This is a genomic window from Microvirga terrae (assembly GCF_013307435.2).
In the GTDB taxonomy this organism is placed as follows: Bacteria; Pseudomonadota; Alphaproteobacteria; order Rhizobiales; family Beijerinckiaceae; genus Microvirga; species Microvirga terrae.
Genome location: NZ_CP102845.1, coordinates 3,897,087 through 3,921,924, shown reverse-complemented (window position 1 = coordinate 3,921,924; position 24,838 = coordinate 3,897,087). Strand labels below are relative to the sequence as shown.

Genomic DNA, 24,838 nt, shown 5'->3' with positions numbered 1-24,838 from the left:
CATAGCGAGATATTTTGTATGGCGGCGCCGGCAATGACCGCCTGTTCGTCCGCAATGATGACGATGACACGGTGATTGATTGGGAGAGGGAGCAGACGTTCTGAATGGCTGCACGGGCGTCGTCTATCGCGACTACACCTCCTAATGATCTTCACGGAATTCCTGCAACGGAGAGCCCTGCGTGGCGAAAGAAGCTGACGATCATCTCAGGTTGGTGCTGAAGATGGCTGAATTCGCTGCGGACCAGACGGTGCAGGTCCGCGACTGATCCAGGTAGGGCGTTCTCCATGGCGCGCTTGACGCAGGCATTGCACTGCTCCTCCGGGTTGAGCTCGGGAGCATAGGCCGGCAGGTAGGCCGCCGCATAATCCTGCGGGTGGGCTGCGATGAAGGCGGTGGTCGCTTGTGACCGATGGGCATTGAGCCGATCCCACACCACCCGCAGGGGCGTGCCGATCTTGCGGCGGAAGTAGCGCAGGGCCGAGATCACGGTTTGGCTCGAGACGCAGGTGCGGACGTGTCTGGCATAGAGCCGCCCGTCGGGCGTGATCGCCACAATGCTCGACACCTCGCGCCGCTTGCTCACCCGCTGGAGGATCGGGGTAATCCCGCGCCGGGCCCAGGTCGTACCCGGTCGGGCGCGGAAGCTGTTGCCGGTCTCATCCACGAGCAGGATGGTCCGGCGCTCCCGGCGCGCCTTTTATTTGAGCGCTACCCATTCCCGCTTGGGCCAGACCGCAATCACCAACTCGTCGCGCTCCTTGGCCCGTGTGGCGGGACGTTGCACAGTGAAGCCGTGCGCCTTGAGCGGCCGCTCCAGATAGCGGGGATGATAGTGAACCCCGAACTCGCGCTCGATCAGGGCGGCAATGCGCGTGAGAGTCCAGCGCTCGGTGCCAAAGCCTGCCGCTACGGCGCCCCGATCCAGGAGCCGGCCCAGCCGGGCCCAGGCTGTCTCATCGAGCCGCGGTGGGCGTCCTGTGATGGGTTGGGCTTCCAGGCCGCGCCGGCCCTGCTGCGCCAGCGTGCCAGCCCAGCGCGAGACGCTGGCCGGGCTCACGCCAAGGTGTCGGGCGAACTCCGCCTGGGAGAGCCGCCCCTGCCGCAACAGCGTCGCTGCCGCCAGACGACGCTCATCCATTTGTCCCTGCGTCAGATGCGCCGGGCGCCAAACGTTGTCACCCATCGTGCACCTCCTCACGAGGATAGACACCGCCCTATATTACACCGCTTTCGTGAAGATCATTAGGTGGATTGAACATCTGGACTTGTGATCAACTTGCGCGACGGCAGCCAGAACACAGGTGACGCCTGCAGCGACTGGTACATTCACATGGCGGGGCTTATCGTCTCGGCCTACAACAATCCGTCTGTCGGCGACATTGTGTGCAGCTAGCCAGAAGGCGCTGCTACTCATTTGACGCTAGAAATCCCAGGGTCATAGGTGGCCCTTAAACGAGGGATGGACGACGGCGAGAGCATCGACACCGTATCCTAACGGTTTTCCGGGGCATGTGTCTCGGTCGGCCTCAGCGCAGGCGGCGGCGATGTCAACGACTCCCAGAGGGACGCTTGGGTGAACTTCGAGAACGTTGTCGGTTCTGACTTAGACGACACGCTGACTGGGGATAAGAGGGCCGCCAGGATGAGCTCGACTTCTCGCAAACTGAGGCTGAAGCGGTGACCCAACCAGATGGCTTCGTTGATGATTTCAGCTGGGTCGAGAAAACCTCAATATGTTTGGGGCTTCCTGCTCATGTCTGAGACCCTGCAGAGGTATCGACCTCTGCTAACCTGACATGACCCTGATTGTGACGATGGAGAGGTTCGTCTACGTCCAGTTGACGAACTAAGTTATGAAGCGAAGAGATCTTGAAGGGGCTTTGTCGCCGCGCTCGCCGCAATCGTTATTGGCCACTCGGCTCAAAAGTTATTTATGTTAAATTCGGCAAACGAGCGGCCTCCGGTGCCTTGCTGATTTCGAGGAATTTGTCGGTATGTATGACTTAGAAGCTTAAAGATGTGATAGAGGAAGAAGACGCCGGACAAATATATCATATTATGTAATAACGTTTCGTAAGATAGGATAGTTCAAGGAGCTTCCACTCCTTCTTCAAGAGAATGTGGTGAGAAGCCGTTGCCGGGATCACTCGGCTTCGGGACAGAGGAGCAAAGGCGGTATATGCTAGTAGGAAGGCAACAACCAACGTGCGCGGTTATGGTTGGCTCGTGATCTATAGAGTGCACCATTGCACGGTGAATTACGGATTTATATGTGATTCGCTGTGAGACGAGGCTAACAGTCAAGTTGAACGGATGAGCCAATTTGTCGGTTGGATTCAGGAAGCATACATGAAGCAAGAATATCTTGCTGTGATTGCACTTGCGGAACGGCTTCATCGCCGAACGCTCGATAGATTGCAGGTTGAGCTCACACAACTGAAGATCCAAGATATCAACGCTGTTCAGGCGATGATCCTGCTCAATATCGGGCCCCAGGAGGTTACCGCCAAGGATCTCATGATCCGCGGCTGTTATCAGGGTACTAATATTTCCTACAACTTGAAACGTCTTACGGAAAACGGCTACATCGACCAATCGCGATCCGAGAATGATCGTCGGCTTGTTCTTATAAAGCTGACCGCGAAAGGTCAGAAACTCCTGGAGGCACTAGACTCCTTCTACGAAGGGTTAGCTAGCGACTTAGCCGCCAAAGCCGTTGACGGGGAAACTCTTGAGAACTGCAGGGCGACTTTGAGCATGCTTGATATGTTCACAGGACGGCAGGCTGATCAATTTGCGTAGCCTTAGCCGGTAACGCCAGAATGCTTCGGTGTGGACATCCGGCAATATCCCACAAGCAAGGGCCACATGAAGGTCATTGATCATGGCCACTCTGCAATCGTGTGGTTGCCCCTTAAAGAGCGGACATCGCTTCCTTGGTTTGATGGGCCGCGATGAACTCGCGGGGTGCACGATAGCCGAGAGCCCGATGCGGGTGAAGATGGTTGTCATGACCCAACCAGCCTGGCAGCGCGGCCATCACGGAGCAGGCACCCGGGCAGGAGCTGACGCGAGCATAATCGCGCTTGATCGTGCGCACGAAGGCCTCAGCCATGCTGTTCGATTGCGGGCTCTCCATCGGCGTGGTGCGCGGTTCCAGTCCAAGCTCCCGGGCAAACGACCGGGTTGGCCCTGACCTAGCAGCTTCCGTTGTCGGTCAGCCACCCGATCGTGTGCGGCAGCCGGTTCACAGGCCCGAAGCGATGCTTGACCGCGCTGAGCATAAGATCGCAGACATCCTCGCCTTTGATCCCCTCTGTCGTGGCAACATAGCCCAGCGCATCGCGGTCACAGCAGTCCAGGGCAAACGCCACCCGCACCTTCGCGCCATTGTCACAGCCGAGCTCAAATGCGTCCGAGCACCATCGGAGATTGGACCGCGCGACCGCGATGCGCCCGTCGTGCCGGCGTGTCTCAGCGCCGCCCGCATGTCGCTCGAGCAGCAGGCCGTGCACCTTCATCACCCGATAAACCCGCTTGTGGTTGGGAGGGGCCCGGCCCTGCTCATGAGCTCGGCGCGCCAGAGCGGCATGCACCCGCCGATAGCCGTAGGTGGGCATGGTGGCGATCACGGCCTTGATCTCCTCGACCACAGCGGCATCCGGCAAGGGCGGCCGGCCGCGCGAGCGGGAGATTTGTGGCTGCGTCTGCTTGATGAGGTTCGAGCGCGCCACTCCAAGGTTCTCGGCGACAACACTCATCGGGAACCGTCCTTCGGCAACGAGACGGACCGCAGCAGCCTTTTTTGAGACCGCCACCTCCAAGGCCTCCTTGAGCACCTCGGCCTCAAGCGTCTTCCTGCCCAATAGCCGCTGCAGCTCGCGCACGTGGTTCTGGAGAGCGTGGTAATCGGAGGCCGCACGACCTCCTCGCCACGCCCAGCCGCCGTCAAAGCGCCTTGGGCAGCCAGCTTGCGCCGGTGAAAGAGTTGGTTCGGGGCAATGCGGTGCCGGCGGGTGACCAGAGTGGCGGTGCCACCCGGCTCCTAGGTTTTGCTGATGATGGCCACGTTCCCGGCGGCCGTCCTGCGGCAGCGCCGTTCCGGGCCGCTCGGGATGTCGATCGGGGGTGGGGTTAGTCATAGTCACAACGTTAAGCCTATCACTTAGCCAAGTGGGAAGCCCTGTCCGCTCAATTCGAGGGGCTACAACAAATTGCCCCCAAACAGGCCGTAACCGGTACACACATGGCAGCGAATTGGCTGCCAAGTGGAATTGAGTCTCTCGATCGACGTTAGGCCATACGGCCTATGGCGTGTAGCCGAATTTTCTTCCTCTTGGAGAGCCTCTAGGGTGTCCATGACGGATTATTCCTTCGATCATTTGTTGCTTCCATGTGAATGACAAGCAAATCCGATAGTCGGGAGAAAGGTCGTAGCAAGTCATCCATCGGATCGGGTGCTGAATTCGATGCATTGTGGGTGCCAAGTTGAAGTATATCCTACTTTGTGATTGGCGCGTTCATGCTCTTATTTTCAGTGACGATCCAAGCTGCCAGTTGTCTGGAGTGAATTAACATGTCCACCGGCAATCTTCCGTATAGGATCGACAATCCGGAGAAAATCGGAATCGGACTTTGGGATAAGGACAATCTCGGCACCGCGCTCAACGATGTCGATCGTGCGAAGTTCAACTGGTATTACAACTGGGATGAGCGCGCGCTGTGGGATGTCGATGAGACGCCCGAGCAGGCAAGCTACGCCCCAATGGTTTGGGGTGGCGCCGCTCTTGATCTTAAGGAAATCGAGCAGGCAAAGGCCGCGGGGGCGACCACTCTCCTAGGCTTCAATGAACCTGATGATCTTTATCAAGCAAACATGTCAGTGGATCAGGCGGTGGCACTGTGGTCGCAGCTTGAAGCGACAGGCCTGCGGCTAGGCTCTCCGGCCCCAACACAGCATGGGGTCCTCGGTGAAAACTCTTGGCTTGGACGCTTCATGACTGAGGTAGACAATGCGGGCCTTCGCGTTGACTTCATTGCCGTTCACTATTTCTCGCAAAGCAAGGACGTCAACGAGTTCAAAGCGTGGCTTGAAGCTGTTTATAAGCAGTACAACAAGCCCATCTGGGTGACCGAATGGTGTCTGGCTGACTGGAGCAATCCGGGGCGATTCACAGAGGAGGAGCAGGCGGCATTTGCACTGGCGGGTGCCCATATGATGGACGATCTTCCGTTCATCGAGAAGCATGCATGGTTCGCAGCCTACGAGGGCGGCGATGGATGGAACCTAAATAGCGGGCTGTTCGACCAAAACGGTGGTCTGACAAAGGTCGGCCAGGTTTTCGATGATCTAAACAGCGGACGGAGCACGCTCGGTGAGGCTCCTCCCATCCTTGTCAGCCAATCGGGAACATCGAAGAAGGATAAGATGGTTGGCGGCTCGGAGCACAATGAGTTCAAGGGCCGCGCCGGAAGCGATATTTTGTCGGGAGGAGACGGCAATGATCGGCTTTGGGGTTCAACTGGCAACGATACGCTGACGGGTGGAGCGGGCGACGATGTGTTCGCCTTCGACACCAAGCCGAACAAGAAGACGAACCTGGACACCATAAAGGACTTCAGGGTCGGTGAAGACACTATCTGGCTCGACAATAAGATTTTCCCGATGCTGGGAAAGAAGGGCTCTTCAAGCGCGCCAGAGGAGTTGAGCAAGAAGTTCTTTGCAACGAACGCGCCTAAGGACAAGAATGACTATATCACATATAATAAGAAGAGTGGATACCTTTCGTATGATGCGGACGGCTCAGGTAACAAATACAGTGCGGTAGAGATCGCCCTGCTCAAGAAGGGCTTGGCTCTGAGCGCGGCGGATATCTTTGTTATCTGACGCTCAGATCCGAACTCGACCTACGGCAATGAGGTAAACTCGCGGTGGCATCCAAATTGACGTCTGTCGGTGATGCGCCAATCTGGCTGGCCATGTGGCTTAGGCCAATGCCAAGTCTCTCGGTCATTAAAGTAAACGAGCGCTTCGACATGCGGGAACCTCCGCAGTTTTTCCTGGGCGCATGACAGCTGCTTTTCTACGTAGCTTTCCGTGCCGGCGACTCCGAATTCAACCAAGACAATTGGTTTGCCGAAATTTGCCACCTGTCCGTGGAGTGCGCCGAACTTGTCTGCGAATGTTCGAGAATCGTTCTGTGCAATGTTCCACGCTTCAAGATCGAACAAAGTCAGGCCTATGAAATCGACATAGGCGTCACCTGGATAGTATGAAGCCAAATTGGCTTCACCCTTTGGAGTCCAGCCAAACCGGGCCTTCGGCGCGATGGGCCTACACTGGTCCACGAAATGCTGGTAAGCCTTCTGGAAGATCTGCGGATCCTTATTGGCCCATGGGAACCGACCCTGAGTTTCATCCATCTCGTGTCCCCAACTGACCATCACGGGAGCATCAGAAGCTCCGATCTCGTGACAGATCGCTGAAATCTCGCGGTCGAACTCGCCCTCGATGACATTGGTCAGAAGCTTCTCGGATCCGTCCTTCCAGTTCGGCGCTCTGGTCCATGGTTCGACTGTCACGAGTACCTGTCGCCCACGTTTGGCAGCATCCTGGGCAAAGGATCTGTACTCTTCCGGTTTGAAATCCTGCCAGTAAAGAAACGTGTGCTCCAGCGAAAAACTCGTATCATCACGGAGCAACTTATGAGGATCGTAGACGCCGAGCTTCGGAACGGGGCTCGCGTTATCAGCTTGCGCACTCCGCTGCATGTTTGATGCAAACATAAGGCAGGCCAATGCGGCAAGTCCGATCTCGAGTCTCATTTCTGTGGCCCCTTACGCAAAAAACAAATCATCTTCGACCGATCGCCGAACAAACTACCGCGAGGCCAGAGCCGCCCTGATCTGGCCGAACTGCTCGGCAATTCGGTTGCCCGTTACGATCTTGTTGAATTCGTCATTCTGTTGTGCCTCGGCATGCTTGAACACATACCAAGCTCCACGGGGGGCCCGGCGCTGGTAGATCTCAGCGCCGTTCACGTAGTGGGTAAAGCAAGTCCTGGCGGAGTTGCTCCCCGTCTGCGTTTTCCAGCGCCCTTCGAAGCACATTCTCCCCTTGCCGTCCGTCGCCCAGGTCCCCCTAGCCAATGACCCCGTGGCGCGCTTGGTCCCTACGGCCGCATAAAAGCGTCCGCTCGGATCCATGTAGCCCCCACCATTGGACCAGAGCCAAGTCTTCCCGCCGTAAAGCTTGCGAAGTTCAGCTGCGGTCATCGGTCTGCCGCCCGGCGCCTCCGAGGCGGCTCCTTTCGTGGGCTTGGCATCTGCGGCACCTGCGGTCGCGATTCCTGAAAGGCAAACAACGCCGAGTATCATCAGCTTCCGCAGATGAGAGAATCCAAGTTGATGCCGCATCGAGACAATTCCTTCGCTGATGAATCCGCCTCTAGGAACCCTCATACAGATTGATCGCGACAGATCAGCCGGTGCTCCAAGGCTGCGGAGCCAAGGTTTACATGAGAATGCCGTAGAGATATTTCGCCCGAACCTCGCCGAACTTTGCTTTGATACGATCGCCCGGCAAAATCTTATCGAACTCATTCCTGTGTCCTGAAGAGCCCCTGAAAACATACCAGGACCCGGTGTCGCCCCTCTTCTGAAGGATCTTCCCCTGAGCCATCTTATGGTAGAAGCAGGTCCGCTCGACATTCTTGCCGCTTTGACCATTCCAAATTGCCTGGAAGCACATCTCGCCATTGGCTCCGGTGTGCCACTTGCCACGTGCCAGATATGATGACGGAGCGTCTGATCCTACCGCCGCGTAGAAGCTTCCATCTGGGGCGAAATAGCCGCCGCCCTCCGACCAGATCCAGGTCCGATCGCTATAGAGTTGCGTCAACTCCCATGCGGTGAGATCACGTCCATTTTCGCCCCCTTTTGGCAGAGAGCCTGTCACGTCAGGGGCCGCTGGAGCACGCGGCCGGTGTACAACTGCAGTCGAGAATGTGCGCTTGCGAGACGTCGATTCCCTTGATGGGGCTGCGCCCTGAACTCGCACTACTCTATTGTCATGATTTTTGCGAAGATGAGAGGACGCGCAACCCTTTTGCGGCGGCGCAGATAAATAGCATCTTTCCGATCGGGGACTTGCCTGAGCAGGCATCAATACAACTGAACTCAGGAGGAAACTGAAGCCTGTTGCCAGAATACCAAAATGATTACGCATAGCCCGCCCAAGCCTACTTCAGAACTATTTGGGCTCAAGCTCAGCCCTATGGATAACTAAATATGGCTCGGGTCGGTATGAAGCAAGAGATTTTTAATCAAAATTAAATAAAATTTTACCCATTTCGGTTTCGGCGCTATATAAGGGTCCCGCTGGCGTAGGGCAACGCTCTGACAGCAACTGAGTTCAAACAAAACGCGAAAGAGCGCCGAGGGGGCACTATGAGTGGTGGAAGTGTAATGCGTTCCCGCGTCCTTCAGTGGCGCGTCCCATCAGAATTTCCATCCAATGGAGCTACATCTCGGGGCGGCTCGCGAAAGCGCATTCTGGTCACGGGCGGGGCGGGGTTCCTGGGATCTCATCTGATCGAACGACTCCTCGAAGGAGGCAATGAGGTCGTTTGCGTCGACAACTTCAGCACCGGCAATTTACAAAACCTTCGAGGAATGCTCCGAAACAAACGCCTCTCGGTTCTTGGGCACGACATCGTGCTACCTCTCGACGCCGGGACCTTCGACGAGATCTACAATTTGGCCTGCCCTGCATCGCCTCCCCACTACCAAGCAGATCCGGTTCAAACGACGAAAACCTGCGTTCTTGGTGCTTTGAACGTTCTCGAGATCGCCCGTATATCGAATGCACGCATCCTCCAGGCTTCCACATCCGAGGTGTACGGCGACCCTACCGTTCATCCTCAGCCGGAGACATACTGGGGCAATGTCAACTCAACAGGGCCGCGCGCCTGTTACGACGAGGGCAAACGCTGCGCGGAGTCCCTGTTCTTTGACTATGCCAGAATGCACGGTGTTAGCATCAAAGTGGCTCGTATCTTCAATACTTACGGTCCTCGTATGCGCCCGGACGACGGTCGTGTCGTGTCAAATTTCGTCGTGCAGGCTCTCAAGGGCGAAGACATCACCATCTACGGTTCCGGTTCTCAAACGCGTTCATTCTGCTATGTGTCAGATCTGGTCGATGGACTGATGCGACTGATGGCGTCTCCGGACGCTGTTAATGGGCCAGTGAACCTTGGAAATCCCGCGGAATTCACCATCGGAGAACTCGCCTCGATTGTTGTTGAGATGACTGGCTCTCAGTCAAACATCGTTTATTGCGACCTGCCGGTCGATGATCCACGTCAACGCCGTCCAGACATTACGATCGCAAAAGACTCTCTTGATTGGGTTCCACATATCTCTCTCAAGGATGGCTTGTCTCAGACAATCGACTACTTCGAATCTGCGGTAGCAAATCCGGACGATCGCCATCCTCTCAGCGCCGCTGCATCCAGGTAGAGTTCCCATGAGTGAGCCATATATTCTGGTGACCGGCGGGGCAGGCTTTATCGGAAGCCATGCATGCAAGCAGTTGGCTGCACAAGGATACATTCCCGTCGCGTATGATAACCTCTCGACCGGACATGCGGATGCTGTCCGTTGGGGTCCGCTCATCACGGGTGATATTCTCAACACGCATCGCCTTGAGGCTGTTGTCCGGGAGTTCAAGCCTGTCGCAGCTATGCATTTCGCAGCATGTGCATCGGTTGCGGAGTCAGTCGCCGACCCGGCGAAGTACTACCTGAACAATATTATGGGTACATCGACCTTGCTGAGGGTTTGCGAGAAGCACGGAATCGGGAACCTGATCTTCTCCAGCAGTTGCGCCACTTATGGTGCGCCTGAAGTGCTTCCAATTCGAGAATCCACCGCTCAGCAGCCGATCAATCCCTATGGCGGCAGCAAGCTGGTCGGCGAGATGCTTCTGGCTGATTATGCGGCCTTGTGCGACCTGAGATATGTCGCCCTACGCTACTTCAACGCATGTGGGGCAGATCTCGATGGAGACCTGGGTGAGCGACATACGCCTGAGACGCACCTTATCCCTCGGGTTCTGATGGCTGCTTCAGGCGAAGCCACCAGCTTCGAACTCTTTGGCGATGATTATGAGACGCCAGACGGAACATGCATCCGCGACTACATCCACGTTTGTGACTTGGTCGCGGCACACGTCTTGGCGCTCCGCCATCTTCTCGGTGGCGGAGAGAGTCTGGCATTGAATGTGGGTACCGGCAGCGGACTGTCCGTGAGGGAGATCGTGGACGCTGTCAGCCGTATCACTGGGTACGTGGTACCTACTGTGATCAAGCCACGGCGCCCTGGTGATCCTCCAGCCCTGTATGCTGATCCTTCACTGATTCAGCAGAAGCTGGGTTTCCGAGCCAAGTACTCTGACATTGATACGATCGTCAGGACAGCGGCGCCCTGGTTTTCCCTTGACCTGCAGCCCCCATTTCGGGTTGCAGTCTAAACAGGCGCGTCCGTACAGCGAAGACTTTTCGTGAAACCTCAATTCCAGATCAACTCAGGTGAGATAACCGCTCTCCTTGTTCCAGTTCTGACGACCAGGCAGCAGGTCGAGTACGGAATCCTAGGCGTTCTATGGATGATAGCCCTCGGGGACTTCTGGCTGTGGTGGTTGCAGCCGGATCACATCATCGAACTTGGGCGCTATATCGCCATCACATTGACTCTCGGGTGGCTCTCATTCTGCCCAATCTATTTCTTTGCGGTCTTCTACTTCGGAAGGGTTCCCAACCCAAACATTCCGGTTCCACAAGACTACAGGGTGGCGATGGTCGTCACAAAGGCGCCGAGTGAGCCCTTCGAGGTTGTGCGCGAGACGTTAGAGGCGATGCTGCGCCAGACATACGCGCACGATACATGGCTTGCTGATGAAGACCCCCAGCCTGAGACCGTCGCGTGGTGTGGGGCTCACGGAGTCAGAATTTCGTCACGCAAGGGACGAGATGATTATCACCGTTCGACATGGCCACGCCGGACACGATGCAAGGAGGGAAACCTCGCATACTTCTACGATCACTTCGGTTACGAGAACTACGATTTTGTTTCGCAGCTAGATGCAGATCACGTGCCGGATCCCACGTATCTTGAAGAGATGCTGAGGCCCTTCATCGATCCTGGCGTAGGTTATGTGTCTGCGCCTAGCATCTGTGACAAGAACGCTGAGCACAGCTGGTCCGCTCGCAGCCGGTTGTTCATCGAGGCACCTATGCATGGTGCTATGCAAGCCGGCTACAGCAATCGCTTGAGACCGCTTTGCATAGGCTCACACTATGCTGTGCGGACTGCAGCATTGAGAAGCATTGGGGGTCTCGGTCCTGAACTGGCTGAGGATCATTCGACCACACTATTCATGGCGGCCCACGGCTGGCGTGGCGTCCATGCGATGAATGCGACTGCTCACGGTGATGGGCCGGCCAATTTTGCCGATCTTGTCACACAGGAATTCCAGTGGTCACGCAGCCTCGTCACGATTTTGCTCCAATATACACCGCAGCTGCTGCGCAAGTTGCCATTGCACCTCAAGTTTCAGTTTCTCTTCTGCCAATTGTGGTATCCGCTTCTCTCGATTACGTCGCTCGCGATGTTTGCCGTTCCGGTGATTGCATTGATTTTTGATGTTAACTTGGCGAGGGTTACTTATCCCGATTTCATCGCCCACGCCGTTCCCCCAGCGCTACTTTTGACGGCCCTGATCATCCGACTTGCTCGCCACGGTCTATGCCGACCCCGAAAGACGAAGGTCCTCAGCTGGGAAGCTGCATTGTATCCTCTCGTTCGATGGCCATGGGTCCTGATTGGCACATTGACCGCATTCCGGGACTGGTGGACTGGGGCGGCGGTTGATTTTCGCGTCACCCCGAAGGGCTCTGCCGCGACAGCAAGATTGCCACTGCGGGTTGTTGCCCCGTTTGTTATTCTCTCCATCGGCTCTGCGCTGCCCGCACTGCTGCTGAGCGACATACAGGAGGCGCGCGGCTTCTACTTCATCGCTCTCGTCAATAGCGTCTTCTACTCACTTGTGACACTCACCATCGTTTTCATGCATGCCCACGAAAACAGGACGCTCCATTCTCGTGTTGGTTCTGGGCTCAGGCATGAGGTCTCGCGGTTGCTCATCATTGCCGCCGTGGTAGCCGCTCCGTCACTCGCCATACCGCTCCGCATTCCAGCAGGCGCGCGCGCCATCATAGAAGGAGGGGGAAACCTTCTTCCATCATTTGTCGTATCAAAGCTGCATTCAAATGAGCGCTGATACATCAGGTGTATAAAGATGTCGCGTCCAGAGTTACCAAATGGGGTGTGGCCGGGCCCAGAGTTAATGCCTTAAATTCGGCTCATCTGCTGTGGGTCGGGCTTAGTGGTTAATACGAATTCACGTGTCGCCAACCGAACCTGCAAAGCCGTAGCATGAAGGACTTTGCGCTCTATGGTGCGCTGTTTGGCCTCGTCGTGGAGTTCGTCCACTCTTGCGTTCATGCCTTCTGGTGTCAGTCTCATGGCCGCGATGAGATTGAGCGCATTCGGTAAAAATTGGTCATATACATCGTGGCCGGCGCAGCCTTGCCTCCAGCCATTGCTCTGATCCGCAGGTTGGTCATGCGTCGGCGGTAGACCGAACAGGAGCGATCAGGAATTGCACGCCTGGACTGAGCCACGCTACACAGAGGTGATGTAGTGAACAAGGTTGGGTGACACCGCACCCCGCAAGATTGACAGCCACATCCGGGCAAGACGGGGTTGATTCACGTACTGCATCAGTCGGGCTTTATGCTCTCCAGCTTCTCAGCCAGTTCCCGATTGTAGGTGCTCATCTTCAACGTCATCGTTCACACAAAGCCTCTATTTGTAAGTTTGCAAGCGCCTGTTCTCGGCACGGTTAGCAGACAAGTCAGGTGGCTGGGCTTTCGGGAGCCATGTTCGACCAGCAGGAAGAGCGCTGGAACTCGGCCACTCCAAGGATCACGGCGTGGCCGAGCTAACCAAAGGGAGGGAGCTGGGCTGTATGGCTCCAAGGACAAGTTGAAAAGATGTCCGCACGAAGGTGAGAAGGCCACTGGTGAAAAAGGCGAACAAGAGCAGGGTGGTCCGAGGCCTTGATCCATGCCCGGACAAGCCGCCTTTCGCGAGCTTGAGTCTCCCGGATAACCATCGTCGTGATAGGGATCGTCCGTCATCTGTGGCTCTCACTAGCCCTTAGCCTTGTCAGTCTCCGGTGTGTAGAAGATGACGTCGGCTAGTGTCTCCGGTACGCCCGTGCCGAAGAGGCCATGTGTGGAGTCGCTCTCTAGCCGCCTCGGTACGTTTGTTGGCCTGCTCAATCCCCGCCGCCACCGGTTACTGTGTGTTTGCGGCTCCGGACATGAGTGACGGGGCGCGTGAACCAGATCTGCTGCAGCGTCAGTCGCCTTCAAACAGAGAAGGCTGCCGAACCGCCGGCTATGCCGGGGGGCTGCGCTCTGAGAGTCTCGAGCGCGCCGTTGCGAGCCCACATTCAAACATCCCGCTCTTGCTGCTTGGTACCTGCTCTGATCCGATTTCATGACTTGTCCGGCGAGTTCGCCTCCGACCTCAGGAGCAGACATCCGAATGGGTGCCAGTATGCCGGAACACACCGGACTTTCAGGGCTTATACCTACATAGACCATCTGGCCTAATCGACATGCCTCCTGATGTGCGCCAAGTTGGCTGCAACCGGTGCAAGAGGTTGGATACTATGATTGCGTTGATCCTCACGGCGATTGCGAGCGGTGTTGGCTCCTTTATACTACTTTGGCCCTATGGAGCAGTCGTCGCGCTTGCTTGCGTCCCGTTTACAAGTAGTCTTTGCGTGCTCCTAGTGGGCATTGTTATAGCTTACGTCAGGGGCGACACGCGACGTAAACGATGCAATGCTGTTGGCATGCCTCTGAATGCTATTTAGATCTCATTGCGACATCTATTTTCCATTTGTGAAATCTAGTGGTTATTCTGTAGTCTGGATTCAGAGCGTCCCGCTTGCGCGAAATGACCTCTGTTCACAAGACCCGACTAAATCTGATGTGTTCAATGGACAAACGGGGCTGGTAGCAGCTTATGAGACGTTCCTGCCCGAAATAAGCTGACCGGCGCGAACGCTGACTGCCCACACGGTTCAACAGCCTGTGCTGATCGTCAACACTGATGCGCCTAACGTTGAGTACTGAATGCTCGGCTGCCCCGGGCGGTATCCTAATCGCAGGTGGAGCCTTCGCTGCAAAGAGTGGGTGCTTCGAGAAGCTGGCGCAGGGTCGGCAAGCCGATGAATCGCCGAGCCCTGCGGCTATCGCCTCCGATTGCTAGCACTACATTGGCACTTTCATCAGTGATCCAAGAGTGAAGCGGGCGCGGCAGAAGGGACATCGCAGGCGCATGGCGTGCGTGATGTGATCAAGCAGCATGCGCCGAACGGCCGGTAAGCTGGGTTGTGGCGGTGGCCCGCCAGCCTTTCTTTTTTCCCCCTGTGGCGGCCTGCAGCCGCAGATGCTGCAAGAACAAATACGCGATCAGGGTCAGCAAGGCATGCCGGTGCAACCCGCGCCACGAGCGGCCCTCGAAGTGATCCAGCCCGAGCTCTTCCTTGAGCTGCTGGTGCGCCTGCTCGCACACCCAGCGCGCCTTGATCAGGGCCGCCAGCTGCTTCAGGGCTGTGTCCGGCGGAAGGTTGGATAGGTAGTACTTGCGCTCGCCCGACGAGCGATGCTCGCCCACGAGCCACACTTCGTCACCCGGCAGATGCTGATTGGCCTGCCCGTGCAGACGAACCGCAGGCCCATCGGCGACCCGCACGCGCACGGCCGCGAACTTCGCCTTCAGCGGGCCTTTGGTGCCGCGTCGCCACGTGATCCGACGCCAGGAGGCCTGCGCCAGCATGGCTTCAGCCGTCACCGCCTCCTGATCCGGGATCTGTCGCGTGCGGGAGCGGCCACGGGAGGGCGGACTTGGGATCATCTGCACATCCGCCGCATACACCTTCTGGATCCGCACGGTGCCCACGGCCCAGAGCAGCCCGAGTGCCGAGAGCGCCTGGCGGAAGGGCCCGCTGATGCCATAGCCGGCATCCGCCAGCACGGCTCCGAAGCTGACGCCCGCTTGCATGACCTGCTGGAGTTCCGCCAGCGCGATCTCGGGCTTCGAGCGCTGCGTCCAGAACGCCTCGGGCACGCCGGCGTGGTGCAGGCGCGCGGGATCCTGGATCCAGGTGTCAGGCAGGAACAGCCGCAGCACGATCGGGACCGGCACCTCGCCCTTGGCGAGGGTGAGCGAGACCAGGCACTGACAATTCGCGTTCTTGCCCACCACTCCGGCATATTGCGAGGTGACGCCCACGGAATGGGAGCCCTTCTTGAGCAGCGCCGTGTCGTCGATCACCAGGATGGCCTCAGGTCCGCCGACCAGCCGGTTGGCCTGGGCCAGCAGTTCGGCTTCGAGCGGCGCCTCGTCCCACGGGCCCACGGCCACGAAGTGATGCAGTTGATCATAGTCAGCCGGCGCCACCCGCGCCGCCATCGGCTGCAGGCTCTTGCGTTCGCCGGGACCGATCAGGCCAGCGACATAGAGCGGGCACATGCGCCGCCGAGCCGGATGATGAAGAGGAGTGAGGAAAGGTTCAAGCCAGGACTGGAGTTCATGCTCCCACGCCACTGAGGTGCTCATGACAACCTCCTGCGGATGATCCTTCAGGGAAGACGTCGGCAGGCCTCGCGGGGTTCCTCATGCCTGCCAAAGTAGTGCTAGGCGCAGTTAATCATAAACATATTTGACCTTTATCCTATAGCCAGCGCTAGTCGACTTGGCGGCCGACGGATTGTACATACGAATCTTGGAGCAAGGTCCCCTTCCAGCTGAGTGGGCATGTTGCTGCCGGATCGGATGATCGGCGCTATGGCGAGTACATCTAAACGTATCAAAGTTTCTGTCTTGGTGGTCGCCTACAATCACGAGCGATATATCCGTCAGGCTCTCGAGAGCGTCATGTCACAGCAGACGGACTTCCAGTTCGAGGTTATCGTCAGTGAAGACGCATCAACCGATAGAACCCGACACATCATACATTCCATCGCCGAGCGATGGCCAGATCGAATCCATGTGATCGAGTCGGAGCGAAATTTGCGCTCCAACGAGGCCGTGGCCCGTGGATTGCGAGCGGCTCAAGGAAAGTACGTTTCCTTGCTCGACGGTGACGATTATTGGATTTCCAACTCTAAGCTTCAGACGCAAGCCTCTTTTCTGGACGAGAATCCGCATTGCACAGCCATTTTCCATAATGCGCTAGTAGCCCGCGGGGGAACGATTGGCCCGCAACGTTGGACCCCTTCCAATCAGAGGGATTTCTCAGGCCTTGATGACATCTGGCGCGGCAATCCTTTCGCGACTTGCGCTGGGATGCTGCGTCTCGCTCCTATCAAAGATGTTCCAGAGTGGTACACCGCATTCTTCCCGCTTACTGATTGGCCGCTGTACATCTTATGTGCAGAGAAGGGGAAAATTGCGTTTCAGGACGAAAATGTTGGTGTGTATCGCATGCACGATGGAGGTCTGTTCTCATCATTGCCTGATAGCGAGAAGAGAAGGCTTATATCTTCGTTCTACCGTCAGATGAATAAAGTACTGAATTTCAAGTATGACCACATCGTACGAGATGCCTGCTCTCAGTATTTCTACGATTGGTCAGTTGAATTCTCATCACGAGGAGAGATAAGCCAAGCTTGGGAATGCCTCTGGCGCTGTCTTATGAGTAATGGAGTCGGGGGTTCAGTATCATACAGGCAACTACTTCGTTTGGCTAAGCATCTTCTGGCACCCAGACGGTTGTCATCAACATGATTGAGGCAGATCAGTACCGCGGCACAGTGTCGGCTCTCGCGCCGGATGTAGAGCGTCCGTTATGGTCCGTAATGATCCCGACACACAACTGTGCCCAGTATCTAGGTGCGACCCTCAGAAGCGTTTTAGACCAAGACCCAGGACCGAACCTCATGCAGATTGAGGTGGTCGATGATAACTCGACCCAAGATGACCCAGCGGCTGTCGTGAGGGCTGTAGGGCAGGGGAGGGTCGGATTCTTCCGGCAAGAACGAAACATTGGGCATGTTGCGAATTTTGAGACGTGCCTGAACCGTACACGGGGCCATCTTGTCCATATCTTGCATGGAGACGATCGTGTTCGGCCAGGGTTCTACGAGAAGCTCGGACAAGCATTTGAGCTTGCTCCTGAGATTGGGGCAGCGTTCTGCAGGCAAATTTTTATCGATGCTTCAGATCAGACGTTGTCTCTTTCTCCGTTAGAAGAAACGACCGCAGGCACTCTACCTAACGCATTGCTCCGCCTGGCGCAGGAGCAAAGGATTATGACGCCATCGATCGTCGTCAAGCGCAAGGTCTACGAACGACTTGGCGCGTTCGATCGGCGGCTCACGTGTAGTGAGGACTGGGAAATGTGGGTTCGCATCGCGGCGAACTATCCAGTTTGGTACGAACCCGAGCCACTCGCTCAATACCGAATCCATGAAGCCTCTTCATCCGCGCGGCACCAACGCACGGCGGACGATATGGCTTATACCCGAGCGGCGATCAAAATCTTCCAAGCCTACTTGCCGGAGGACCTCCAACCAACGGCAGAGCGACACGCTCGAAGAGTCTACGCTGTTGCCGCACTAGTGGCAGCAGGTCATATGTTGGAAAAGGGCGACGTTTTCGCATTTTTTGCTCAGCTTCGGGAGGCCCTTCGCTTCGAGCGATCTCCTGGTATTCTGATGCGTGTGGCACGCATGCTTGTCCGGTCAGGTATTGGCAGGTTGCGGCATGGTTGAAACGTCTGCCAGTCGCAAACCTGTGTCGGTTGCTATTGCCGGGTGTGGGGCTGTCGCTCGGCTTTATTATGCGCAGGCTTTGGCGGCGCTTTCTAACGCGAGCAAGATTAAGCTCACGGCAGCATTCGATCCCAATCGCCCGAGTGCCGAAGCACTCTGCAGCCAGTTCAAGGAATCAAAAGTTGCCGACACGTTTGAGGATTGTTTGAACGGTCCGGAGGTCCTCATTGTAGCCTCGCCGCCCCGTTTCCACGCGGAGCAGGTCAAAGCAGCTCTCAACGCTGGCCTTCACGTTTTTTGTGAAAAGCCGTTAGCGACGAACAGCGACGATGCCGTCGATATGCTGCTAGCAGCCAAGCAGAGCAAACGAATGCTCGGCGTGGGTCTCATACGGCGACATCTTCCAGCTGCCCGAATGATCCGCGAGCTTCTAAAGGCTGAAGTCTTGGGTCGTCCGCGCCGCGTGCACTGCTTCGAGGGTGGGCCTATGAGTTGGCCTGTACACTCACCGGCATATTTTTCCCGCTCTCTGTCAGGCGGCGGCGTGCTCCAGGATATCGGCACCCATGCGCTTGATCTTCTAACATGGTGGTTCGGACCGCCTCTAGCCGTCGATTACGAGGATGATGCTATGGGGGGCGTTGAGGCCAATTGTCGAGTGGTGCTCGATTATCCAGAGTTCCAAGCAGTGGTACGCCTGAGCCGTGATTGGCAACAACCGAACCGCTGGTTCATTGAGGGTGAAAAAAGTTGGCTTGCCTGGAATGCCAATGATGGTAACGAGCTGGAGTTGGGCACCCGGGGGGGGAGTGTCACTCTTAGTGCGGCTCTTAAATGCACCGAATCAAACCCTCAGCGCATGAACGCCACCCACCCGGTTCATGATTTCCATGCTTCCTTCGAGGATCAGATTGCCTCCTTCATCAACGCTGTCCGTGGCGGAACTCGCGCTCCCATCTCAGGTGAACTTGGCCTTGACGTATTACGGATCATTGACCGTTGCTATGCCACCCGTAGGTTGATGCATATGCCATGGCTCTCGGAGGCCGAGTTGGCACGTGCATTGGCTCTCTCGGACAACCCGACATGAGCCATACGATAGCTGTTCTTGGGGCAAATGGTTTCATCGGTGGGCGGACGGTCGAGATGATGCGGCTACTCGGCTGGGCCGAGCCAAGGCCACTTGTGCGCCGCACCGAGGCACTTGCTCAAGTTTGCCGCTTCGCCCTTGATGCCCGGATAGCTGACGCTCGAGACGAGACTGCCCTGCGAGCGGCGTTTGTCGGCTGCCAAACCGTACTGCACGCTGTCGCTGGCGATCGCCACACCATTCTCGGAACGTTAGAGCCTGTCTACAGAGCGGCACATCAGGCCGGCGTAAAGCGGCTGATTTACCTGAGCACCGCGTCGGTCCATGGCCAGGATCCTGCGCCCGGGACCGACGAAACCACCCCGCTTTCAGATCGGCAGCCGATTGCCTACAACAACTTCAAGGTGCGTGCTGAAGCGCGGCTCTCTGCGCTGCGCCGCGCTGGGGAAGTTGAAGTCGTAATACTCCGCCCAGGCATTGTTCATGGCCCGAAGTCAGCCTGGACAGCGGGATTCGCAGACGAACTCCTCGCTGGGCACGCTTACCTTGTCGGCGGTGGGCGCGGTGTATGCAATAGTGTTTACATCGATAATCTGGTGCATGCAATTCGGCTTGCTGCCAGTGCTCCACATATCGACGGCCAAGCTTTCCTGGTGAGTGATGCCGAACAGGTGACTTGGTATGATCTTTGTCGGCCGATCGCGGAGGCGCTTGGATACCGCGTGGAGGACTTGCCAGATCCTCCCGTAGCAGCAGGTGATCGTACGCTGCTTAGCCGCCTCCGTCACACACCGGAGGTTGTCACAGCGTATCGCAGGCTCCCACAGCCCTTGCGGCACGCATTGCGGGCTGGTTATGCCTCCTACCGGGCTCAGCATGACAAACCCGAGAAAAAAACACATGCCGGGAGCCGATTGGAGGCCAGCCACGAACGCGCGCTCCTCCACCAGTGTGGATACCGCTTACCCTTCACACGAGCTAAGGAGCGGCTTGGTTTTGAACCTATCGTCACTTTTCCTGAGGCGGTGCGCCGGTCCGTTGCTTGGCTAAATTTTGCTGGTTATCCTGTAGTAGATGAACCCAATTCAAGGCTAGAGCTTAGTTGGAGATAGATCTTGTCCGACTCCTACCCGCCTGCGCCAAAGTCCCAGGATCACACAAACGGGCCGACGGAACGTGTGCAGCCAGCCGATGCATCAGTTTCCGTGATTATAACCACCTTTAATGACTCTCATTATTTAGGTGATGCACTCAATAGTGTCACTGCACAATCGGTCAAGCCCCAAGAGGTCATCATTGTGGACGATGGCTCGTCCGACGATCCCAGTGCCGTAGCCGCCCTCTACCCAGGTGTTCGTATCATTCGGCAATCTAATCAGGGCCTGGCTGCGGCACGTAACACTGGTCTTCGCGCCGCCAGTGGTCGCTATGTGCTTTTCCTGGACGCGGACGACATTCTGTTCTCCAAAGCCATTGAGGCGAACCTTCAGCAGTTCAAGGCAAACCCCTCTGCCGGATTCGTTTATGGGGCTTACCGGTATGTGGACGAGCATCTCAACGTTCTGCATGTAGCAACTTTTCGTCCAGTCGGAGACGACCCTTATGCAGACTTCTTGAAAGAAAACTGCATCGGGATGCACGCTGCCGTTCTTTATAGACGCCAATGCCTTGAGGCAATCGGTGGATTCGATGCCAGCCTCAGGGCGTGTGAGGATTATGATGTTTATCTACGGATGGCGCAGAAGTATTCCATCGCATGCCAGCCCAAGTTGATCGCCGATTACAGAAGGCATGATCGCAACATGTCGCACAACGCGCCGATGATGCTTGCTACGGCTCTCAAGGTGCTGGATAAGCAAAAGCTATATGCAAGTTCAAATGAGAAGTGGCGGAATGCGCGCAGAACCGGGATCCTTAGCATAAAGCAGTATTATCTTCTTGAACATCTTCGGAGGGTTCGGAGTGTACTAAGCCGGGGCCACCGGCGAGGAGAGATGGCTCGCCAGACACTCAGCATGTTCAGCATGGCGCCTGGTTCATTTCTGACGGTTGGTCTGCGGGGGGGGCTGCGGGTTGCAGCGAAGCGCCGAGACAAGCGAACGCCACGCATGGGAGATCTCAGACGAACAATACCTTTCAGTAAGCAATTCGGATACGATCGAGGAAAGCCGCTCGACCGCCACTACATTGAAGCTTTTTTGATGCAGAATGCCTCTGACATCAAGGGTCGGGTTCTCGAGGTCGGGGACAGCAGCTACACACTGCAGTTTGGTGGTGAACGAGTGGCAACCGCCGATGTGTTGAACCGCTTCCCGGGCAACCCTCAAACAACTTTCCTCGGCGATCTTGCCGGTGAAAGCAATCTTCCCTCAGACACATTCGACTGCGTTGTGCTCACGCAAACATTGCATCTTGTCTACGACATGCAAGCTGCCGTTCGCACTCTCCTGCGTGTGTTGCGTCCCGGGGGTGTGCTTCTCCTTACCGTACCCTGGATAAGCCCAATCGACCGAGGGGAATGGGGAGATACCTGGTACTGGTCACTAAGTCCGCATGCACTCGGAAGACTTCTTAGCGAGCATTTCGGCAGTGATCATGTCAGCATCAATCACTACGGGAATGTGCTGTCAGCGACCGCGTTCTTGTACGGTCTTGCAGAGCATGAACTGACTCCTCAAGAGCTCGACGTCCACGACCGCCACTGCCCAGTCATTGTCGCAGGACGTGCAATCAAGGGAGTTGTAGCCTGATGAGAGGTATCGGGCGAGCGCAGACATTGCTGCGGCGGCTAACGCGCCGCGAGCGGCCAATCGTGCTGATGTACCATCGCGTTGCGGAGGTAGCCTGCGATCCCTGGCAACTGGCTGTGCGTCCTCAGCGCTTTGCCGATCATCTCAGGGTACTCACGAGGGAACGGAAGGTCGTACCACTGGCCTGGCTTGTGGGTGAGTTGCGCGAGAGTCGCATCCCCTTGGGAAGTGCCGTGCTTACTTTTGACGATGGCTATGCGGATGTGTTTCATACAGCCAAGCCGATCCTGGAGGAGTATGGCTGTCCCGCAACCGTATTCTTAACGACTGGGGCTCTGGACACTCCGGGGTTCTGGTGGGACGTGCTCAGCCGCATCATCTTAGAAACGCCCGCACTCCCTCCAAGGCTAGAAATGGATGCGGGCGGCAAGACCAACAATTTTGATGTTAGGCAAGTTGTGCAGCCTGGCAGAGTTCAAGGCGTCGCGGCGCGTGAAGCGTTGCATACCGAACTATGGCGAGCATTGCGGCCGCTCGATCCAACTGAGCGCCAGTCTGTGCTCGCTGAACTTGCTGCATGGGCCGGTGTCGACGCGACGCCCCGCAGCAGTGATCGTGTAATGACGTCGCAGGAGGCTAAAGCATTGTCGGAGTCGCCGCTCATCAGCATCGGAGCACATACAGTCACTCATCCATCCTTGCCTCTGATTGAGGACGAGGACAGGAGCCGCGAGATCCGCGAGAGCCGGATGACGTGCGAGCGCATTGTCGGACACCCTATAACGGGATTCGCCTATCCCTTCGGCGACCAAGATGATGCGAGCGTTTCGGCTGCCCGTGCAGCAGGGATCCAGTTCGCCTGCACAACCGATGCTGGCGTAGTTACACCCAAAACCGATCTCATGAGAATACCACGCATCTTGGCTGCTGATTGGAGCCAGGATGAGTTTCGTCAGAACGTTTTAAGCTTTTGCTGAGAAGTTCTTTATTCTGATTTTCTTGCCCTCAGTGTATTCCGGACATGCCATCTTCGTCCCCCTGCGTCAGCGCGATCATCATCGTCTACAACGGTGAGGACTTTCTGGAACAAGCTATTGCCAGCGTCGCGGGCCAGACGTTCGGCGATTGGGAGCTTCTGATTGTCGACGATGGCTCCACGGATGGTAGCGCAAATATTGCACAGCGGCACGCAGATCGAGATCCTCGTATGCGGCTTCTATTCCATAAAGATCGGAAAAATCATGGCATGAGTGCGGCGCGAAACCTCGGGCTTGCCCATGCGCGAGGGAAATTCGTTGGCTTCCTTGATGCCGATGATGTTTGGATGCCCGAGAAGCTTGCTGAGCAGATATCGATCTTGGAGGCTCAGCCAAGTGCTGGCCTAGTCTACGGTCGGACGCTGATCTGGTCCTCGTGGGCGGGAGGGAAGGGCAGCGACTTCTATTATGACCTGGGATTGCCACCCAACAGGATCTACGAACCACCTCTCCTGTTCCATGTCCTTCTTGCCAACAGATCCCAAACCCCGACAACCTGTAATGCACTCATGCGCAGCAGCCTCATCGGCCAAGTTGGCGGGTTTGGGGATACCTTCAAAGGGATGTTTGAAGATCAGGTTTTCTTTTCAAAGGCGCTCCTCCAGGCGCCAGCCTACCTCTCAGATCGGACATGGGCGAAGTACCGGCAACATTCGTCCAGTTGTTCTGCACAATCCGCGGCCGCGGGTGAGGACGACAAAGCCAGATTTGTTTTTCTAAGATGGTTGGACGCGTATGCCGCCCGAGAGAACGCAAAATTAAGCACTCGGCTCCGTATATGGCGGGAGACGGCACGATGTAGGAAAAGGCTCATTGCTGACCGTCTTCAAAAATCATTACACGCTAGGATGCCGACCTGATGCCCACGGTTTCAGTCATTACGCCATTTCTGAACGCCGAACCCTATCTTGCGGCTGCGATCGAAAGCGTCAGAAGGCAAAGTGAGACAAATTGGGAGCTGTTGCTGATTGACGATGGCTCAACGGACAAGAGTGTTGCGATCGCTCGTCGTGCTGCAGAACTCGATCCGAGACTTCGTCTGGTATTCAACTCAGGCGAGCAACGTGGTGCAGCAGCCGCACGCAATCTTGGTCTCCGATCTGCTCGAGGAGAGTTCGTATCATTCCTTGATGCTGATGACCTCTATGAACCTGATGCCCTTGCCAATGCCGTGGCCGCCCTCAAAGATAATCCTAAGGCTGGGATGGTGTATGGACCGTCACGCTGGTGGCACCCCGGCAATAACGAGCAGGATTGGACCGAAAGCGTCGCAGGTCTCACTCAAAGCCTCCACCATCCGCCCGACCTGTTGATACATGTCATTCTCCTGCAGCGTGGGCATGTTCCTTGCACCTGTGGTGTTCTTATCCGCCGCGAGGTCATTGACACGGTCGGAGGGTTCGAAGAGCAATTTCGGCTCTATGAGGACCAAACTTTATGGGTAAAGGTATTTCTGTCCAGCCCAGTGTCAGTCATCGATACTTGTATGGCGCGGTACAGGCAGCATCCTGAGTCCGTCTCGGCGTTGGCCATGGAAAGTGGGGAGTATGATCGGCTTCAGCCTCATACTGCGCGGGCTGCATTTCTACAATGGTTGTCAAGCTATGTGGACGATTGTCGCCAAGACGATCCGCGTATTCGGCGGGCGATGCGCATCGCCCGCGCCTCATACGATGCACCCCCAGGTCTGCAAAGAACTCTTGACCGGCTTTCCTTGTTCGCAGATCGCATTCTCTGCGACGCTCGCGATGTGTTCAAAGGTAGAATTACGAGACTGCTGAGATGTGAATTCTGATCAGGTTGTTCCGGCGCGTCCTGAGCCGGTGTTCGTCGGCCAAGACTACCATGCGGGCGCTGCTGATTGTACCAGGTCAGCCACCGCGGCAGGTCGGCGGCTCTCGCATGGGATGAGCTGAACGGGATCGCATAAGCCCACTCTCGTAGGAGCGTCTGGATGAAGCGCTCCGCTTTGCCATTAGTTTTCGGCGTTCACGGTCTCGTTTGGCTACTGTCCGGGGACGGGAGGAGCGGTTCTCCAGC

General features: G+C 56.6%; 19 protein-coding genes and 2 pseudogenes. 13 read left to right on the top strand and 8 right to left on the bottom strand.

What is annotated here, in order from left to right:
* Window positions 1-151: 151 nt before the first annotated feature.
* Both HPT29_RS18375 and HPT29_RS18370 read right to left on the bottom strand, forming a co-directional pair.
* Window positions 152-667: a transposase gene (locus tag HPT29_RS18375; RefSeq protein ID WP_173947937.1), complete on the bottom strand. Its 516-nt coding sequence runs from the start codon at window positions 665-667 to the stop codon at window positions 152-154.
* A 33-nt stretch (window positions 668-700) separates the two neighbouring features.
* A complete protein-coding gene (locus HPT29_RS18370) occupies window positions 701-1,186 on the bottom strand; it encodes a winged helix-turn-helix domain-containing protein (protein WP_173947936.1) in 486 nt (161 codons plus the stop codon).
* 1,166 nt (window positions 1,187-2,352) lie between these two features.
* On the opposite strand from HPT29_RS18370, the gene HPT29_RS18365 reads away from it, so the two are divergent.
* A complete protein-coding gene (locus HPT29_RS18365) occupies window positions 2,353-2,805 on the top strand; it encodes a winged helix DNA-binding protein (protein ID WP_173947935.1) in 453 nt (150 codons plus the stop codon).
* A 112-nt stretch (window positions 2,806-2,917) separates the two neighbouring features.
* Here HPT29_RS18365 and HPT29_RS18360 read toward each other — a convergent pair.
* Window positions 2,918-4,126 (bottom strand): annotated as a pseudogene (locus tag HPT29_RS18360) (IS3 family transposase).
* Window positions 4,127-4,579: 453 nt separating this feature from the next.
* Between HPT29_RS18360 and HPT29_RS28665 the strand changes: the two are divergent.
* Entirely contained in the window at window positions 4,580-5,890 is a 1,311-nt protein-coding gene (locus tag HPT29_RS28665; protein ID WP_173947934.1) for a glycosyl hydrolase, read from the top strand.
* Window positions 5,891-5,910: 20 nt separating this feature from the next.
* Here the strand turns inward: HPT29_RS28665 and HPT29_RS18345 are convergent, their stop codons facing one another.
* The 3 genes from HPT29_RS18345 to HPT29_RS18335 all read right to left on the bottom strand — a co-directional run bounded on the left by HPT29_RS18345 (window position 5,911) and on the right by HPT29_RS18335 (window position 7,960).
* A complete protein-coding gene (locus HPT29_RS18345; RefSeq protein WP_173947933.1) occupies window positions 5,911-6,828 on the bottom strand; it encodes a glycoside hydrolase family 26 protein in 918 nt (305 codons plus the stop codon).
* Between the two features lie 54 nt (window positions 6,829-6,882).
* The gene (locus tag HPT29_RS18340; RefSeq protein ID WP_173947932.1) at window positions 6,883-7,419 is read right to left on the bottom strand and encodes a DUF995 domain-containing protein; all 537 of its coding nucleotides are present in this window, start codon (window positions 7,417-7,419) and stop codon (window positions 6,883-6,885) included.
* Window positions 7,420-7,516: 97 nt separating this feature from the next.
* Window positions 7,517-7,960 carry a DUF995 domain-containing protein gene (locus tag HPT29_RS18335; protein WP_173947931.1) on the bottom strand — a complete coding sequence of 148 codons (444 nt, stop codon included), beginning with the start codon at window positions 7,958-7,960 and terminating at the stop codon, window positions 7,517-7,519.
* A gap of 509 nt (window positions 7,961-8,469) precedes the next feature.
* On the opposite strand from HPT29_RS18335, the gene HPT29_RS18330 reads away from it, so the two are divergent.
* The 3 genes from HPT29_RS18330 to HPT29_RS18320 are packed head-to-tail and all read left to right on the top strand — an operon-like array spanning window position 8,470 to window position 12,346.
* On the top strand, window positions 8,470-9,525 hold the full coding sequence (locus tag HPT29_RS18330; RefSeq protein WP_432807260.1) for a UDP-glucuronic acid decarboxylase family protein: 1,056 nt from the start codon (window positions 8,470-8,472) through the stop codon (window positions 9,523-9,525).
* Between the two features lie 7 nt (window positions 9,526-9,532).
* Entirely contained in the window at window positions 9,533-10,537 is a 1,005-nt protein-coding gene (galE, locus tag HPT29_RS18325; RefSeq protein WP_173947929.1) for a UDP-glucose 4-epimerase GalE, read from the top strand.
* 30 nt (window positions 10,538-10,567) lie between these two features.
* The gene (locus HPT29_RS18320; protein ID WP_432807259.1) at window positions 10,568-12,346 is read left to right on the top strand and encodes a glycosyltransferase family 2 protein; all 1,779 of its coding nucleotides are present in this window, start codon (window positions 10,568-10,570) and stop codon (window positions 12,344-12,346) included.
* Between the two features lie 2,153 nt (window positions 12,347-14,499).
* Here the strand turns inward: HPT29_RS18320 and HPT29_RS18315 are convergent.
* Entirely contained in the window at window positions 14,500-15,765 is a 1,266-nt protein-coding gene (locus HPT29_RS18315; protein WP_173944988.1) for an IS701 family transposase, read from the bottom strand.
* 198 nt (window positions 15,766-15,963) lie between these two features.
* Here HPT29_RS18315 and HPT29_RS18310 point away from each other — a divergent pair, with 198 nt between their 5' ends.
* Genes HPT29_RS18310 through HPT29_RS18275 form a run of 8 tightly spaced genes read left to right on the top strand, consistent with a single transcriptional unit; the run spans window position 15,964 to window position 24,593 of the window.
* Window positions 15,964-16,935, top strand: coding sequence for a glycosyltransferase (locus HPT29_RS18310; protein WP_173947144.1), 972 nt, complete (start codon window positions 15,964-15,966; stop codon window positions 16,933-16,935).
* Window positions 16,932-17,921, top strand: a complete 990-nt coding sequence (locus tag HPT29_RS18305; RefSeq protein WP_173947145.1) for a glycosyltransferase family 2 protein — start codon at window positions 16,932-16,934, stop codon at window positions 17,919-17,921. Before HPT29_RS18310 ends, HPT29_RS18305 begins: the two co-directional genes overlap by 4 nt.
* Window positions 17,914-19,011 carry a Gfo/Idh/MocA family protein gene (locus HPT29_RS18300; protein WP_173947146.1) on the top strand — a complete coding sequence of 366 codons (1,098 nt, stop codon included), beginning with the start codon at window positions 17,914-17,916 and terminating at the stop codon, window positions 19,009-19,011. Before HPT29_RS18305 ends, HPT29_RS18300 begins: the two co-directional genes overlap by 8 nt.
* The gene (locus tag HPT29_RS18295) at window positions 19,008-20,123 is read left to right on the top strand and encodes an NAD-dependent epimerase/dehydratase family protein (protein ID WP_173947147.1); all 1,116 of its coding nucleotides are present in this window, start codon (window positions 19,008-19,010) and stop codon (window positions 20,121-20,123) included. Before HPT29_RS18300 ends, HPT29_RS18295 begins: the two co-directional genes overlap by 4 nt.
* A gap of 3 nt (window positions 20,124-20,126) precedes the next feature.
* A complete protein-coding gene (locus HPT29_RS18290) occupies window positions 20,127-21,761 on the top strand; it encodes a glycosyltransferase (RefSeq protein ID WP_210272066.1) in 1,635 nt (544 codons plus the stop codon).
* Window positions 21,761-22,738: a polysaccharide deacetylase family protein gene (locus HPT29_RS18285; protein WP_173947148.1), complete on the top strand. Its 978-nt coding sequence runs from the start codon at window positions 21,761-21,763 to the stop codon at window positions 22,736-22,738. Before HPT29_RS18290 ends, HPT29_RS18285 begins: the two co-directional genes overlap by 1 nt.
* 44 nt (window positions 22,739-22,782) lie before the next feature.
* Complete coding sequence (locus HPT29_RS18280) at window positions 22,783-23,658, top strand: glycosyltransferase family 2 protein (RefSeq protein ID WP_173947149.1); 876 nt, start codon at window positions 22,783-22,785, stop codon at window positions 23,656-23,658.
* A complete protein-coding gene (locus tag HPT29_RS18275) occupies window positions 23,658-24,593 on the top strand; it encodes a glycosyltransferase family 2 protein (RefSeq protein WP_173947150.1) in 936 nt (311 codons plus the stop codon). Before HPT29_RS18280 ends, HPT29_RS18275 begins: the two co-directional genes overlap by 1 nt.
* Here HPT29_RS18275 and HPT29_RS18270 read toward each other — a convergent pair.
* Window positions 24,565-24,787 (bottom strand): annotated as a pseudogene (locus HPT29_RS18270) (integrase core domain-containing protein); the annotation flags it as partial. The gene HPT29_RS18275 and the pseudogene HPT29_RS18270 overlap by 29 nt on opposite strands.
* Between the last annotated feature and the right edge of the window lie 51 nt (window positions 24,788-24,838).

Coding starts and splice junctions, on each gene's coding strand:
- HPT29_RS18285 (WP_173947148.1), top strand. CDS start 21,761: ATGAGAGGTATCGGGCGAGCGCAGACATTGCTGCGGCGGCTAACGCGC.
- HPT29_RS28665 (WP_173947934.1), top strand. CDS start 4,580: ATGTCCACCGGCAATCTTCCGTATAGGATCGACAATCCGGAGAAAATC.
- HPT29_RS18315 (WP_173944988.1), bottom strand. CDS start 15,765: ATGAGCACCTCAGTGGCGTGGGAGCATGAACTCCAGTCCTGGCTTGAA.
- HPT29_RS18345 (WP_173947933.1), bottom strand. CDS start 6,828: ATGAGACTCGAGATCGGACTTGCCGCATTGGCCTGCCTTATGTTTGCA.
- HPT29_RS18300 (WP_173947146.1), top strand. CDS start 17,914: ATGGTTGAAACGTCTGCCAGTCGCAAACCTGTGTCGGTTGCTATTGCC.
- HPT29_RS18365 (WP_173947935.1), top strand. CDS start 2,353: ATGAAGCAAGAATATCTTGCTGTGATTGCACTTGCGGAACGGCTTCAT.
- galE (WP_173947929.1), top strand. CDS start 9,533: ATGAGTGAGCCATATATTCTGGTGACCGGCGGGGCAGGCTTTATCGGA.
- HPT29_RS18305 (WP_173947145.1), top strand. CDS start 16,932: ATGATTGAGGCAGATCAGTACCGCGGCACAGTGTCGGCTCTCGCGCCG.
- HPT29_RS18340 (WP_173947932.1), bottom strand. CDS start 7,419: ATGCGGCATCAACTTGGATTCTCTCATCTGCGGAAGCTGATGATACTC.
- HPT29_RS18330 (WP_432807260.1), top strand. CDS start 8,470: ATGCGTTCCCGCGTCCTTCAGTGGCGCGTCCCATCAGAATTTCCATCC.
- HPT29_RS18280 (WP_173947149.1), top strand. CDS start 22,783: ATGCCATCTTCGTCCCCCTGCGTCAGCGCGATCATCATCGTCTACAAC.
- HPT29_RS18275 (WP_173947150.1), top strand. CDS start 23,658: ATGCCCACGGTTTCAGTCATTACGCCATTTCTGAACGCCGAACCCTAT.
- HPT29_RS18310 (WP_173947144.1), top strand. CDS start 15,964: ATGTTGCTGCCGGATCGGATGATCGGCGCTATGGCGAGTACATCTAAA.
- HPT29_RS18295 (WP_173947147.1), top strand. CDS start 19,008: ATGAGCCATACGATAGCTGTTCTTGGGGCAAATGGTTTCATCGGTGGG.
- HPT29_RS18370 (WP_173947936.1), bottom strand. CDS start 1,186: ATGGGTGACAACGTTTGGCGCCCGGCGCATCTGACGCAGGGACAAATG.